The sequence below is a fragment of the Lacrimispora indolis DSM 755 genome, from assembly GCF_000526995.1.
Classification (GTDB): domain Bacteria; phylum Bacillota; class Clostridia; order Lachnospirales; family Lachnospiraceae; genus Lacrimispora; species Lacrimispora indolis.
On the sequence record NZ_AZUI01000001.1, the window covers coordinates 5,260,836 to 5,276,013 of the forward strand.

18 protein-coding genes are annotated in these 15,178 nt (G+C 41.3%); 1 reads left to right on the plus strand and 17 read right to left on the minus strand.

Features of this window, described 5'->3' with window-relative positions; translation table 11 throughout:
• The first annotated feature begins 363 nt into the window (after positions 1-363).
• Positions 364-573, plus strand: a complete 210-nt coding sequence (locus tag K401_RS0125605) for a hypothetical protein (protein ID WP_024295623.1) — start codon at positions 364-366, stop codon at positions 571-573.
• A gap of 1,110 nt (positions 574-1,683) precedes the next feature.
• Here the strand turns inward: K401_RS0125605 and K401_RS0125615 are convergent.
• The 17 genes from K401_RS0125615 to K401_RS0125710 form a co-directional block, all read right to left on the minus strand.
• The gene (locus tag K401_RS0125615; protein ID WP_024295624.1) at positions 1,684-1,929 is read right to left on the minus strand and encodes a hypothetical protein; all 246 of its coding nucleotides are present in this window, start codon (positions 1,927-1,929) and stop codon (positions 1,684-1,686) included.
• Between the two features lie 318 nt (positions 1,930-2,247).
• Positions 2,248-2,445: a hypothetical protein gene (locus K401_RS0125625; RefSeq protein WP_024295626.1), complete on the minus strand. Its 198-nt coding sequence runs from the start codon at positions 2,443-2,445 to the stop codon at positions 2,248-2,250.
• Positions 2,446-3,547: 1,102 nt separating this feature from the next.
• Positions 3,548-4,213 (minus strand): hypothetical protein, encoded by a 666-nt coding sequence (locus tag K401_RS0125635; RefSeq protein WP_024295627.1) that lies wholly within the window; start codon positions 4,211-4,213, stop codon positions 3,548-3,550.
• Between the two features lie 108 nt (positions 4,214-4,321).
• Positions 4,322-4,531, minus strand: a complete 210-nt coding sequence (locus K401_RS0125640) for a helix-turn-helix domain-containing protein (RefSeq protein ID WP_024295628.1) — start codon at positions 4,529-4,531, stop codon at positions 4,322-4,324.
• Between the two features lie 51 nt (positions 4,532-4,582).
• Positions 4,583-5,116 (minus strand): ORF6N domain-containing protein, encoded by a 534-nt coding sequence (locus K401_RS0125645; RefSeq protein WP_024295629.1) that lies wholly within the window; start codon positions 5,114-5,116, stop codon positions 4,583-4,585.
• A gap of 45 nt (positions 5,117-5,161) precedes the next feature.
• On the minus strand, positions 5,162-5,344 hold the full coding sequence (locus K401_RS0125650) for a hypothetical protein (RefSeq protein ID WP_024295630.1): 183 nt from the start codon (positions 5,342-5,344) through the stop codon (positions 5,162-5,164).
• 198 nt (positions 5,345-5,542) lie between these two features.
• Positions 5,543-6,430, minus strand: a complete 888-nt coding sequence (locus tag K401_RS0125655; protein WP_024295631.1) for a sigma-70 family RNA polymerase sigma factor — start codon at positions 6,428-6,430, stop codon at positions 5,543-5,545.
• Between the two features lie 392 nt (positions 6,431-6,822).
• Positions 6,823-9,294, minus strand: coding sequence for a phage tail protein (locus K401_RS0125660; RefSeq protein WP_156945318.1), 2,472 nt, complete (start codon positions 9,292-9,294; stop codon positions 6,823-6,825).
• A gap of 448 nt (positions 9,295-9,742) precedes the next feature.
• Positions 9,743-9,889: a hypothetical protein gene (locus tag K401_RS33300; RefSeq protein ID WP_166435295.1), complete on the minus strand. Its 147-nt coding sequence runs from the start codon at positions 9,887-9,889 to the stop codon at positions 9,743-9,745.
• Positions 9,890-9,895: 6 nt separating this feature from the next.
• Positions 9,896-10,372, minus strand: coding sequence for a hypothetical protein (locus tag K401_RS0125670; RefSeq protein ID WP_051464095.1), 477 nt, complete (start codon positions 10,370-10,372; stop codon positions 9,896-9,898).
• Positions 10,365-10,604: a hypothetical protein gene (locus K401_RS0125675; RefSeq protein ID WP_024295634.1), complete on the minus strand. Its 240-nt coding sequence runs from the start codon at positions 10,602-10,604 to the stop codon at positions 10,365-10,367. Before K401_RS0125675 ends, K401_RS0125670 begins: the two co-directional genes overlap by 8 nt.
• 147 nt (positions 10,605-10,751) lie before the next feature.
• Positions 10,752-11,588: a hypothetical protein gene (locus K401_RS0125685; RefSeq protein WP_024295635.1), complete on the minus strand. Its 837-nt coding sequence runs from the start codon at positions 11,586-11,588 to the stop codon at positions 10,752-10,754.
• 61 nt (positions 11,589-11,649) lie between these two features.
• A complete protein-coding gene (locus K401_RS0125690; protein ID WP_024295636.1) occupies positions 11,650-12,192 on the minus strand; it encodes a hypothetical protein in 543 nt (180 codons plus the stop codon).
• A 321-nt stretch (positions 12,193-12,513) separates the two neighbouring features.
• Positions 12,514-12,768, minus strand: a complete 255-nt coding sequence (locus K401_RS0125695) for a hypothetical protein (RefSeq protein ID WP_024295637.1) — start codon at positions 12,766-12,768, stop codon at positions 12,514-12,516.
• An 8-nt stretch (positions 12,769-12,776) separates the two neighbouring features.
• A complete protein-coding gene (locus K401_RS0125700) occupies positions 12,777-14,069 on the minus strand; it encodes a replicative DNA helicase (RefSeq protein ID WP_024295638.1) in 1,293 nt (430 codons plus the stop codon).
• Positions 14,066-14,785, minus strand: a complete 720-nt coding sequence (locus K401_RS0125705; protein WP_024295639.1) for a hypothetical protein — start codon at positions 14,783-14,785, stop codon at positions 14,066-14,068. Before K401_RS0125705 ends, K401_RS0125700 begins: the two co-directional genes overlap by 4 nt.
• Positions 14,786-15,178 carry a hypothetical protein gene (locus K401_RS0125710; RefSeq protein WP_024295640.1) on the minus strand — a complete coding sequence of 131 codons (393 nt, stop codon included), beginning with the start codon at positions 15,176-15,178 and terminating at the stop codon, positions 14,786-14,788. It lies immediately after the preceding gene.

Genomic DNA, 15,178 nt, shown 5'->3' on the forward strand with positions numbered 1-15,178 from the left:
ATTCTTACCGGGCTATTGTTCGCCAGTCTTGGCACCTCCTCACCGGGATTGAATCCTTGTACCGTTCCGGTAATCTTCCTGACTATTGGTTTTGCCTTGGCTCACTCACAGGGATATTGACCGGAATTTCATAACCTTTTCGGGGGTATCGGTGCTTTGTTGTTTTGTTATCTTATGTACTTATTATATTATATGTGTACGCATATATCAATAGTGATATTAACCAAATGTGTACGTATATATTTGTGTAATTTTATATGTGTACACATTGTTGATTTTATGCTATACTCTTATTGTAAGGTGGAGTAGGTGACATCATTTTTAATGTCCAAATGGCTACAATAGTATGAAAGGCGGTGAAGCATGACACTAACCGAAGCACAAAAGCGCGCAAATATGAAATACCGGAAAGAAAATGTTAAGCGTATCCCTCTTGACGTTCAGAGGGACAAATACGATAATATCAAATCTGCTGCTGAGGCATCTAACGAAAAGATAAACAGCTATATCAAAAAAGCAATTGATATGAGAATGGAGTTGGAGGGATTTTTTAAACCGGAAGAACAATTATGACAAGGAGGACTGCCCATAATTGCATTGTAAGCTCTTGATTTTGAATTGCAGATATGCTATATTAGAATTACAAAAGGAACAACCGCCCCCTACAAGGGGTTGGCCATGAATAAGATAGAAAATTCCACCCTCAAACCGACCAAAGTTTACAAGGGTGGTTTTTCTATGCCTGTTTCCAGGACTTTATAGAAAAACGCTACTTACAATTAACGAAAATAAAGGTAAGTAATGCGACTATGAACATACCAAAGGCCATCAGGTCTTTAAAGTCATATTTCATCCGCACCACCTCCCATCTATGTATGATGGAAGGCCAACGCCCTTGCAGTGACACGATTGTTCCATGCCACTATGGTAACATATCCCATTTCAATGTGCAATTACTTTTACCGACAGCTGGCCCTTACCAGCTAACGTTGTATTTAGCAACTTTAGAATTTGTAACTATCTCCCCTTTGGCAGTAGGCCACAACGGTTCTGCTGCCGTTTTCTTCCCCTCCCCTTCTGTAGTGCCTCTATGTGCTCTGCATTTGCCGTTTCCTGCCTTTCAATATCCTTAAGCGAGATTTGCCACGAACGCATGTCAATGGCCTATTCCTTATCGCTTGCCTGTTTACCAGCCCTGAAAGAAACTAAACCAAGCAGCGTTGATTTCCCATTCTATTCCAGGTGTTTCCATATATGAGGACTATCCTATTTTAGATACTGGCCATTACCACAAAGCCAGCGGTACGCTTTTCGTACTTCCCACACAAAGGTGCGAACAATCCCTTAATCCGATCTTCGGTTACCAGAAGGGGTATCAATCCGTGACCCCATTCAACTATATTGTTGACCCTCCCTCAATTCGAGGGATAGTTGATCCATCAAGCAAACGGGCAACTAAGCTATCAATCCCATGGTGGAGAACTCCGCCCTGACAGCTCAAAATTTAGCTATCCTTTTATCTGGGCCGTGCAAAAACTGCGTTGTTATGTGTACGAAGATCCCTCCAGCGTTATTCAGTTTTCGGAAGTTACTAATTGTCACATCTGAATTTTTCAGTTTTATGACTTACTATAGCCCAGTGATGTTAATAATTGTTGTGCGTCTGATGCACGACTTTTTAAATCAACATAATCCGCTTTCAGTAAGAAAATTCTCTCCGGTATTGTGTAATTTTCTAAAGTCAATATCTTTGACATTAGAATTAGTAACCTTAATAACCTGCTTCTTGTTCATTTTGGATATTGCCATTCTTACAGAGCTTTCACCCAGATCCAGACACTTCCCAACGTGATACGGGTTAAATAACGCCTGTTCATTCAATTCAAATACTTCTACTTCATTTCCTTCAAAGATCATTAAATCGATCATATTGCCACCTTTTTTATTTTTCTGCCATTACTTCCAATAGCCATATCTTCCCGGCCGGGAATCTTTCAATATGTGACTTCCAGTAATTGAAAGTACTAAGAGGGATATCGAGCTTCTTCGCCAGCTGAGCATTCGTAAGCTTGTGCTTGATTTTTACTGTGGCTATAAGTATTTTTAATTCATCGGCTCGTTGCATCGCATGACTTTTTTTCACTGTGATTTTCTCTATTGAATTTTAATTTTTATAATCTAATATATTATTTTACGTATATATACCGCCAATAATTGCCTGATGCCTTAAAGTGAATTCGCATGAGGTTACTCATCTCTCGATTCAGATGTAAGCTCCAAACCCGTCCGCTCAAAAAAATACTTCCTGGGAATCCTTCCAGGCCTGATTAAAAAATCTTTTGATTCTAATTCACTGTTTAGTTGTTTTATTATGTTGTATCCAGTACGTTCAGATACTTCCATGATTTCAGCAACTTCCGACGCTTTCATCATTAACTTGCTCACGAATTCACTCCTTTTTTCTCTTTCTTTCTATTTATCAATATGCTCCCCCAAGAGGTGGGTGACATATTGACGTTCCCTTCTTCCTGACTGTGCGAAATTGCGTTGTCCTTTACTCAGCTGAATTTTCGGCTCTGCTTAATTTGGTTTCTTTTCTCCGCAAATGGAGAACTCCACCAGGACTCCTCAAAATTGAGGAGTCCGAATTCTTTACCACAAGAACTACCAGGTATTTCAGTACAACGGAATTTTCCATTCTATTTGATTTTGCTTCTATACGGATCTCCTTATGTAAAAGTATCCCATCACAACGCAATTTTCCGCTCTGACCTGCTGCCCAGCTGCTTCAAACTGTTTTCCTTAACGCTACTTTCTATGCAATCAAGTAAAAAGAAAGTTCCACTATATAGGTTTTAATTTGAGGTTTTCTGAGGTCCCCGGCTGCATTGTAGTCTGCCTTAAAAGGTTGTAACGTTTCGTTTCTTCCCCAGTCTTTCTTATTGGGAAGTAACTATATAGGCCGATAGGTCAACAAATGTCAACATTTTAGATTGATGAAGGTTCTATAAGATAAGCTCATTTAAAAGAATTATCTAGCGACTAAATTGGGGGCCGTGAGATTTTCTACGCAGGCTGTATCTACTTCCTCTTGGTACTTTAGCTATAAATGAAAATACCTCAACATTCTTCAACATTCGCTGTCCATTTAAATAAACCGCTATATGTACAGATATGGCATCATAAGTCATCATTTATTTAAATATTTTGTTCATGGCGGACCCATCAGCTATATAATTAATCATGCAACTATTTGCAACCGTCTGTACGCTATATGGGGTATTCCCGCTATATAGGTTGAAACACCAACAAATGTCAACATTTTCCTACAAACAGTATATTACTCTTGATTGCTCTGAGTCGGCAAAATTGCCGTACCAGCTTATATATTGGCGGCGGAATTTTCCGCCACGAGATTACCGAACGTTTGCAACGTTCGCTTTGCGCTGCATACAAAAGATGCATACAAAATAACCGAAAGATCAATATTAAAGACCATTTTCACCATTTGGATTGTTTTTCAAAAATACAAAATACTAAGATGATTTTAGTACAACGATTCTAGTACAACACTCTGGTATGCGTTCACATTACTAAAAATTCCCGACACCTCTATATCATTTGGATTCCCCGGAAAATCTATATAGCCTTTATCCCAGTTATAAAAGTATCTATCAATGTCATACAGGTCAAGGACATAAAGCAGAATATTCTTCTCCAGCAGCACACTTCTTATTGTCTTATCCGAATATCTCTTATTGAAAGAAAGGGCCTGGATTCGCATGTTTTCCAATCCCTGAAGCTTCTTAAGAATCATTTCCCATGCATCATCATTCTTCCCCTTTGGCTTTGGATATTCGTCATAATGAAACGGTCCCTTTAAAATAATCCCATTTCGGGCAGCCAACCGCTGCATTCGATATCTTATGTATTTGTGGCCGCCTTTCGTTGTATGTGTAAGACCGCTATAAAGCGAATACGGAAGGCATTCCCGGCACAATAGTCTTTCAGAATACAGATAGAGCTTTACACGCCTGCTGCCGCATTTAGGACAACATAGAAAAGGCTTTTCTCCAAATCCGGTCTTTTGATATGTTATTTTTACATGGAACGGCTGATTGTCAATGGAAAGGTATGCATTAGATTGGTCTGTCCGTGATAACTCTGATCCTTTCATAACTTCCATTACGCTCTTTATGTCAATGTAATGCATATCTTCCTTCTTTCACCAACTTCATGAGATTAATATTTTACAGTGTTACCTTGATTTGTGTCTTCATGTAAATATATCAAACTTAATTTTTTACTTTTCACGATACTTTCATTTCATCTCGCCCTCCTTTATTACCAGATTGTCTGCCGGGTAGTTTTCTATGTATTTTTCCAGGTCACTTCCACGAATCTTTCTACGACCCAAATTTAAAGATGGAAGCCGCCCTTGGGTAATTTCCCTGTTTACAAAATCTTTGTTTACCATGAGGAGTTCTGCAGCCTCCCGAACTGTGTACAGCGGTTTATATGGCTCTACCATCTTTCTTACCTCCACTTTACTCTTTATCAAACTGCCAAGGCTCCCGAATATTTAGGATATCTTCCTTCGATGACCTAACGAATCGTTACCTCGTGCCATTACTGCCTTTTCCAACATTGCAGTGAAAATCTTTACCGCGTTGTTGACACTGGCGAGGCGTTCGGCGCGGGCCTTTGCCTGCTTCTTTTCTTCTCTGAGTTCAAAGTATTCATCAATTAATCTGTCGTGAATCTCCCATGCAAGGTCGGAATCCATTATCTTAATCAGTTTCGCGTAGCCACGTTCTGATAACATATAAATGTGATCGGCCTGAGTGATAGACTGCTTTGCATAACCCAAGCTTAAGAGGATTTCTAACGTATCCGCCTCACGGATACCTTTTTTTAAGTCAATGTAATCAACTGATTCTTTAAAACGCTTAATGTTATCTGATATGCGTTCTCTAATTTTATAATTTGGCTGGCCGTGAATCTCTGCAACGGTCTTATCAGACAAGCACTTCTTGTCCTTACCAAATCCTCCAAGCACTACCGGGATGTTAATTCCCATAAAATTCTGTTTTCCTGTTACAGTTAATTCGTTCATGTGTCCTCCTCTTTTAATGTTCTGGCATGTCCACGGTACCTGTGGTTAGCCTTTGTCATCTTCTGCGAGCTTAAGCAGATACTGGTCCCACTTGTTTATATCCACTTGCCATTCATGGCCAACGCGCACCGCAGGAGATCCTTTTTTCTTGAACAAGGTTGCTATTGTGTCGTAGCTCTTCCCATGGCGCTTCATGCAGTCTTTAATTGTTAGAAACTGTTTGTCCACAATTGTTTTTCTCCTTTTTTTGTATATTTCCAGTATATCACAAGACAAAATATATTAAAGTGCGCAGGTAATCATTTTCCCCATGATAATGAAAGTCTGAGCTTTCAATAAAATAGTCACTGACGTTAAACTTTACGTCAGTCATCCATGCTAAAACTCAAAACTCAGAAAAAGCATGAGAGGACTACAAATAAATTTTTATTTGTATCGCCCCTCAAATCTGAGGGCTGCTCTTTCCGTTGCACTGGTCCATGTCTGATTAAATCTTTCAAATCCGGTTCCACTTATTCCCATGTTGTAGATCACCTCATTCTCCGGCAGAAATGGCCGTAGTTTATTGGCATTATGCGGCTTCCGTAATTCTCGCAATGCTTTAAGCTCTTCTTTCCGAACCTCACTGCACCCAACCCGCATTTCTTCCCCTGCCGCCGTCATACTCATTTTGTCCTGATAGCGTTTCCGTATAACCTCCGGCTGTCTGCCCGGCAAGCCATCCACCATTTCCCAAAGCACCGCACTAAGCTGCTCCTGCTGAATGCGTTCAAGCGTATCCTCTTCCATGTCCTCACCGGAGGGGATAACATCTCCTACCGTGTATTCTCCCTCTTCCAGGTTCTTTACAGGTGCGTTCAGGCTTGTCATATTTGCCGTAGCGGCGTTTTTATGTATTTCCCTTACTTGTTCTATGCTTAATCCCATGAAATAGGCTGTTTCGTCCTCTGCAGGCTCCCGGTCATGTTCTTTCATGAAAGAATCATGAAACTGCTTATATTGCCTTAATAGGACCTGTATATGGGAAGGAAGCCGCAGGCAGCAGGAGTAATTTTCTATGTACCGCTGTATGCGCTGAATGATCCAGGGCTTTGCATAGGTGAGGAATTTATAGCCAGTATCCGGGGCATAACCGTCAATGGCATCGTACAAGGCAAGATAGCCCTCTTGCTCTAAATCCTCAATTTCTTCCCGTCCATGATACTTCCAGGCAATAGAATTAATAAAGGCCTTTACCTGCTCATATAGGGCAAGCATATTCTCCGCCGGATCAATACCAGCCTTGATCCTGATTACAAGTTCCTCGTTTGTCATGTCCTGCTGCCTCCTTGCATTTAACAATATAGGTTGAAACTTAAACTTTTTTCAACATCATTCTCAAACAGTACGAGAGATGACTGGTTTTCGGCTCACCCACCCCGAGCAACCTGCCTTTCATAGCTTTGTAGGGATGTGCATATTATGCATATCTAAATTTTAACCATTAAAACCTGTTTATCATTGAAGTTTCGGTAAGAACTTTTTCACCTGCGTTGTTTAATTTTCGGATGTCCAAGATATGGACATCCGAAGTCTTTAGCATAATAGCTTGCTTTTTATTCATCTTTGCAAGATAGTTTCTCACTGAACTTTCAGCCAGATCTTAATACCTCCCCATTCAATTCAAATACTTCTACTAAAATAGAAAATGAGATTTTGGGAGGTACTTACCCACCATTCGTTACCATTCTAACGCCTACGCGCTCAGTTTCTTTGTTGTTGTACTTATAAACTAACTGGCCGAACTTTGTGCCATCAATGATCAAGTCTGCCTTTGCGGTACCGTTGCCAATTCCGCCCGCTTCCTTAATGGCTTCTAATACTGCTTGCTTAATCGTCCCCAACGGTGACACAACCTCATAATCCCGGTTGTTGTCTCCCAGAATTGCCGCGAACTCTCCGGCCTTCGGGGGCACCACTGTGCCGGTCGCAAGCCGGGGCATATAGGAGGTATATGCAGCGTAGGCAGATGCCGGATAACCAGAGGAAGAAAAGCCACTTCCAGAGAAAGCCACATGCTTTATATTAAATCCAAAAGATTTCCCGCCGATTTCAGGAACCCAGTCAGGCACATCAAACTTTAATTTATTCAGAATATCAATTATAGAGTTTATTGCATTCGCCGCAATATTCTTCACACCGTCAAACGCACTCTGAAAGCCATTTTTAATCTTTTCAGATAGATTTGTCAGTGGCCGAACAAGATTACTCATTGAATTCTCAAGCCCTTGTATTAATCCCTCAATTAAATATCTGCCGATTGCAGCCATAACCGTAGACGGGGAATGAATTCCGAATAAATCCTTGATCCATTTTATGAATGGTTCAACAATATGTTTCTTGATCCATTCTCCCGGGTTTTCTGAAAACTCTGCAATTCCTTCTGTAATGCCATCCCATAGGGCCTTTCCCACCACTTTCAGCATTGCCCATGCGGCCTTTACCACTGCTAAAGCTATCCGGGCAACTACATCAACAACACTTGTGAAAACGCTCCACCAGTCAACGTTTACAAGGAATTCTCCTAAGTCCTGGCCTATAGCTTCCCAGTCAGTTTCTTTTAATGCTGTACGCAGAGTTTCAAGGAGGCCCAATGCAAAATCACTCAAAGTCTGACCCATATCTGCCCAATCAATATTTGCAAAGAAATTGTTTAGAGTAGTGGAAATTTTCTGTCCTAACCCTGTCCAGTCTATTGTTTGAATAAAATTATGTATGCTGCTTATAATTCCTGATATGGTCTTTCCCAGCGTTTCTCCAAACCTTGCCCAATCAATCCTGTTTATCAGCCCCATTATGCCATCAGCCATAGCTTTCCCAATAGCCGGCCAGTCTGCAGTTGTCACAAAACCATATAACAGGTCTATGTTTGCCTGGATAAAACTCCCGATTGTAGCGCCAAATTTTTTCCAATCCACCTCATAAATAAGCCCATTTAGGCCTTTTGCTAATGCTTCCCCTAACTTCACCCAATCAATCCCATTTAACAGAAGATATAAGGTGTTTACAATCGTATTAATGCCCTTACCCACCATTCTTCCCAGGGAGTCCCAATTAACGGTTGATACCATGGAGTTGAACAGGCTTACAAACCTTGATACGATTTGAGTAATTTTATCCCCCACATTATTCCAGTCAATCAATGAACTGATACGGGCTATTGCTGCATTGATTTTTTGCCCCAATAATTCCCCAATACCGGAGAAATCCTCACTGTTGAACAATTCTCGTATTTTGTCTGCGGCCTTCTGTACATTCTCCGCAACTTCCACTGTTTTAAACATCTGATCCGGTGACGGTCCGGTGTATTCTTCTTTGTCAGTATTCTTGCCCTGTGCCTGTATCAAGGTATCAAATGCAAATGTGGCCTTTTTGGTTTCCTTTGCAGCTTCCCTTGTAGCTTTTTTTGTTGCATCAAGACTTGCTGCATAATCTTCTTGTACCTGTACCGCCTTTACAAAAGTATCTTTCCCGGCCAGAGCTGACAGTATTTGCGAAATCCAGTTGTTTAGCTCCACCATTTTGGATATTAGCCTTGTTAATGCCGGTGTCACAAATTCTATGATGGGCGCAAATGCTGCCGCAAAGCTGTTCTTTAGTGTTGTTAATGATGATTTCAATTCAGAAATTGTCTGGTTGGTCTTATCGGAATATCGGGCGAGATTATCAATTCCCTCTTTTACCGCAGACGTGATTCCATTAATTGCCCGGTAAAACACACTAAATACAAGTGTACGAAAAAGCATACCCAGTAAGTTAAAGCTTTTCCCTGTCTTCTGTGTATTCTTTCTAAGACCTAACAAAGATCTTGCAATTTGCCCGACTGACTTCATTACACTTTTAGCAAGGTTTAACATCTGTCCTGATGCCCTCTTCGCCAACTTACCAAGAGAAGCAAAAGCCGCCTTTCCTGCTGCTGCCATACCTTTCAATGCAGCTCCCGCAATAACAGGAAGCTTACTAAATCCAGATCGTACAATATTGGGAATATTAACAATCGTAGAAATCAAAGTTTTTTTTACTGTGTTCATTCCCCATAAAACAGAATCTTTCAGGCTTACCATTGAGGCCTGACCGGCAGAAGCTGTTGAATTTAGTGAATCAGAAGCCGTTTTCCCTCCACTGGCAATTCCTTTCAATGCTCCCCCTGCCTGCTTTCCCGCATTTGATACGTTTCCCAAAGAAGAGGCCGCCTGCTGGCTTTCAACATCTATTTGATTCATTACAAGTCCTGCCTGCTGCCCATATAGTTGGACTGCCTGCGCATAGTTCCTGATTTGAGCTGCAGACTTACCAAATACCATTTCCATTGCCTTTGGATCATAACCGGAGCCAACACCTTGTGATGATTGCCCTACTTCCTTCATGGACTTTGAGAAAACATCTTTTACTCTGTCACCCGCCTTTTGAGCGCTGGACACTATTTTTTCAAATTCTGATTTTAAATTTCTGGTTCCCTTTTCTGCCCCATCAGTATTTATTTTCGAATCAATAAGTACTGAGCCATCGTATTGCTCCATGTTCCACCACCTTAAATAAAAAGGCCGACAGCTCCCATTTCTGAAAGCCATCGGCACCACTTAGCCATTAACAAGCACCTTTTTGCCTGTCATACTTATATACAATTTTTTTAACTACTTCCAAAATGATAACATCATCTTTACGCTGTTTGATTTCCACCGTATTCCCCCGGCTATGTATTTCTTCTATCACTTTCTGCATCTCTTCATTCATGTTTCCTCAACTCCGGTTATCTTTTTTCTTATATTTCGCCGTATACTTGCCAACCCTTTCCCTGGTGGCTTTCTCCACCTCTTCATTAATCACCTGAAAAGCGGCATCCATAAATGCCTCAAACAGCAGTTGTCTTTCTTTTCCCACAATAGCCATGGGAGATTGGCCGTCAAATATGGTGTCATATACGTCAGATTTAAAAATAAAATTCAGCTTTTCACGAATTACCTGATTAAACTGCTCCAGTACTTCCGAAGTCTTTTCCAATGTAGCATCATCATCAAGCACAACGGTCCCATCTGGATTAAGACTTACATCTTCCAGCCCGTCCTTTTCTTCTCTCAGTTCTTTCATTGCCTGATTAAATCGTTTCACGATGTCAATATCAGTCGGGTTAAACCGGATTACCCTGTCCGGGTCATCGTTAATACAGAAAGATTTATAACCGTCCGAAAAATTGATACTTTGCATTTTATTACTCATTAATATTTCCCTCCATCATTGCTTTCTCATATTGCTTCATTGCTGCTTCGTACTGCTCCTTTTGTTCTCTCAGGCTTTCTGCTCCCCTCTGCAGAGATTCCGATGTTGCCTTAAGAGCGTAAGGCATGGCCTCCTCTACCTGCTTCACGATAGGTTCAAAACCCTTTACTGCCTCCGTTAACCTACCTAAGCACATTGAAATCATATCCCTTTGGTTTTGTGTATTATTCATGCTTCTTTTCCTCCATCTTTTCGTAGATTGCTGCTAATTCGCAGATAATTACGAATAATAAAATACCAATTGCTATCATGTTTTTAAGTTCCTTTCCTCTTTTATTTTCAAGGTCTGAGCCTTTGATTTAGATACTGCTGCAAACCACTACACCCCCCACTCCGTTTTAAGCTGATTAAGAACCTTCATTTCCTCAGATGTATCTTTTCCAGGGTTGCTATCCGGGTGATATACCTTTGAAAGTGTCCGGTAAAACTGCTTAAGAGTGGCTTTGCTCGCCTCATTTTGTTGACCGCCTGCGGAACCATAGCTGTTGGAACTGCTTCCAGTGTAGTTATTATAGAAATTTTCATAATAACTACGGCTCTGTTCTTGGCTCCTACGCTCATATTCACGCCTTTGTTTATAATTCTCTTCGATTCTTTTTAGAGAATCCGAATTCATCAGGTTTCCAAAAACATCATAACAGCACTTATAATCACGCTCAGTAGCCTCGTACTTTTTTATGAATTCATCAACTCTCTGTTGATATTCCTTTAAAATACGTCTGTGTTCTTCCTTCGCCTTATATTCCTCTGTCTGATGAAATTCTGCTTCTACCAGATCAACGATGGGCTGAAACTTCTCATAAATCATGCTTACAAGTTCTTCCTCCGGCAGGCCTATTTCTTTAACCTTATCACTCCATCTGCTGCCACTTATGTAATCACCGATCCAGCTACTACAATCAATGAGATCATAATATCCAATGGTGCATATTACTGTTTGCTTTTTGCAAACTCTGCCACCTTCCCGGAAACTTTTATGGATACTGATGCGGTAAGCCTTCCTGATCTGGCGTTCATAGCACTCTTGGCTATATTGATACCCATAAGAGGTGTAAGATTCTCCATTCATCGTCCAGTTGGTTTTACGTACTTCAATTTCCTTTGGCTCACCCACCGGCACTGTTTTTTTCTCAATTTCCTGAATAACGCAGTACATCCGTTTCCCTTCCCGTAGTTACTGCCTTATAAACTGTAGTAACCACACCTTTTACTACCCATTACTGATTGCTTTTTGTTCTTAAAAGAATCCGCCTAACAGGCAGTAGCCGGTATTCTTTTCTGACTTTGCGAACCAGCGCCATAAAAGGCAGTCTCTGACGCATCTCTTCTTGAATCAACTCCCGGGCACTGACGCATTCTGGTAATTGTAATGACTCTGCTTCCCTGTACAACTCTGTTAAGCGCGAATTACTCATATCCCGCAAGACTTGAGCAGCAATATTAATATTGGCATTTATGGATTCCTTAGAACACATCCACTTGAATGCATCACGAAGAGTATCTTTGCCAATGTAAGCTTCCAGAATGTCCCGACACATCATAATTCCATTAGCAGTAAGACAAAGTCCTGGCATATTAATAAAATCGATTTGTACGTCCTCCATGTCAATCAGATTTGCATCTGCTATGCGATCACAACATAATCCGGCCCATGTTTCCACCTTGTCTATTTTTAAAAGGTTATACACGCTGATCAATGGCGGACTTAAATCCCTCCTTGCTTTGATTGCTGTTAAAGCCTGATCTTTTACTGATTCCATCGTTTTTTCTCCTATCAATCTTTTTCTGTGGTTACTACCTTTTAGCGCGCAGTAACCACGAATTTCACTTCCAGTAAAACCCTATCTCATTGCCTTATCAACATCCACACCCAAATGTTTAAAAAGTTAACATATTGTCAGTCCGACGGCATATAGAAAATCCGCTCCAGCCTGGACTCTGCGATACAAATCTCATGCATTACCCCTTTTGCCCTAGCTTCGTCTTCATACTTTCCAGCCAGTACCGAATTTCGGCTGTAGCGACTCTTTACGTAAATACCACACCCATTCATGCAATCTTCGATATAGCACTCGCTTAATTCAAGGAATCGCCTTGCATCCTGTGTCCTTATCTTCATAAAGATTCCCCTTTCTTTCCAGTTCGTTTAGGATTGTCAAAGATAGTTCTGTTGCAAATTCGCCTGGATATTTCTCCATAATCTCGATGACTTTTTGATTTACAGAATCCCAATATTTAACATCCGTCCTGGAGCCGACCGGCTGCGCATATTTGAATAACTTCCACACATCTGCAAATAAATCAAATTCTTGCTGTAATTGCTCATTCTTCAACATTTTTTCCCCTAATCATCAAATGGTGTCTTTTTAGTCCTTTTAAAGCCTTCCTGTTGCATTATTATGGTACCTTCTCTCTCAACAAACTGCATTGTAGCCCCATCGAATCCGAAAGGTATTTTGCCAAGTTCGCCCTGCCGGTTCTTCTCAACCTTGATTCCCTTTTGACTGATATCATCCGGATCAGTATTCCATAGCAGAATTATAGCACTTGCGTCCTGCTCCACGTCCCCGGATTCGCGAATTTCTGCCATTGACGGTTCTTTGGTATCCCTGCCTTCACTTACCCGGTTTAGCTGGGATAATAAGATTATATGTACCTGTAATTCCATCGCAAGTGATTTAATCGCTTTAGATACGGCACCGACTTCGCTTGCCCGATTACTATACCACGTATCAGATTTCATCAATTGCAGGTAATCAATAACTATGTAATCCAAATCCAGATGTCGGCATTCATTCCTGATGTCGGTTGGCTTCACCGAGCCGCTGCGAACCATCACCTGATACTGACTAATCTTGCTGTTGGCCGCGGACACCTTGGGCTGTTCATCACCTATATAAGCCTGCGCTTTTCGTATCCGCTTTAGCCCGATACCGGTTTCTGACGATAGCATCCTCTCATAAATCTGCTTGTCGGACATTTCCAAGTTATAAAATGCTCCACGCTTGCCGCTGGTTGACAGGCTCCGGATAATCTGCGTCACAAACGCTGACTTTCCAACTGCCGGACGCGCACCTATAACCGTTATGTCCCCCTTTTCCAGTTCCACAAGCATATCATCTAGCCGGGGGAATCCAAGGTTGATACCATTTGATTCATGCTCTGCAAAGTGGCTCCTCTCATGTTCTGCTACAATCTGCACCATGCTCCGTAGCTTTGTATGTTCTGAACTTTTCAGGGCTTCAAGGTCATTCATTAATAATCCAATTTGGTTTTCAATATCAACTGGCAATACTTTAACAGAGTTTAATATAGCCAATAACTGTGCAGCCTTGTAATTACTGGTCAGTACATCCGCATAACTCCTTATCTCTGTTGTGGTCATTGTTGAGTTGATACACTCTCTCAGTCCATCAAGGATAATGTTTTCAGGATATCCATATCCTTGTAGCCTCTGAGACAGACTTACAAGATTAATTCGTTCACCAGTATCATACATCCTGACAATTTCAATATAAACTTTTTGGTATAGTTCCTCCCGGAACATCTCCGGCCTGAGTTCATCATAAACGGTGTTAATTGAGTTGATATCCATCAGCAGCGCACCTATAATTGATCGTTCTGCTAATCTGCTCATATTTCGCTCCCCTCTATGTAGTCAAGGATATTCTTGTTCATGAAGGTATCAAAGTTCTTGTAAAATTCGACTTTGGTTCCTTCCTGCTGCCGTTCATTCACATAGCTGGCAACAGCTATATATATCTGCCGCCGGTCCAGGCGATACCTTTGACCATTAATCAGCCTCCCGGTCTTTCCGACAAAGCCGCGATAATATTCAAATGCTTTTGCCTTTCCCCGCTTTTTAGGATATATGGTGTAAATTTTCTCGAAATCATCTCTCTGTTTTTCAAGCACTGGAGTATCTCGTGCGGCTTCTGCTGCACAAGAGCTTTTATTATCCTTACCTAACCTAACCTGTGCTTCCATTTTGGAAACATCTTGTATACAGTCTGTATCCAGAGAGTAAATTCCATTGTCAACCCTCAATATTTCACGCTCTTTTATGTATATTGTTGACTTGTATCTGTCCTTCTGAATATAATTGTTCTGCCCCCAGTGCCGAATTACAATAACTCCGCTCTCAAATGGCTGTATATAGCCTTTCATGACGAGTAGCCTCAAATCATCTTCACCGCAATTAACTACCTTTGCTATTTTTTTTGGTGATGATACAAATCCGTCATCGTCTGCTCGCATCCCCAAATGAAAATACAAGTTTTGCGCAGTGGCGGACATCTCAAGGAAATTATCCGTATCCACCACGTCAAGACTAAACATGCGCCTATTAGCCATTTATTTTATTTCCCCCTGTTGCCTTATATAGTTTCTTGCTGACCGTAAAGCCGCAAAGGTATTTCTGGCTCGGCTTTCCAGTGTTCTTATAAACTGCTTCACCTCCTGGTCACTGCTCGGCAGGAAATAGCCTCCTCCATCGTGACAGGTAGAAAGTATTACTGCTCCGGCCGTCCTCTCTCTTGCGATCTCCTTTTGCAGTTCCCGGACATTATCAAACTTAAGGTATGTACATAATTCCTGTGCGCTGATAGCATTTTCCTTTCCTGTCTGTAAAGCCTCCATAACTATAAACGGTAAGGTTTTGTCAGGTTCTACGGTTGCCGCCGTTTCCTGCATTGGTGTGTGATTCTGGGCTTCTTCCATTAGCCCTGTGCGTTTTTCTTCCTGCAT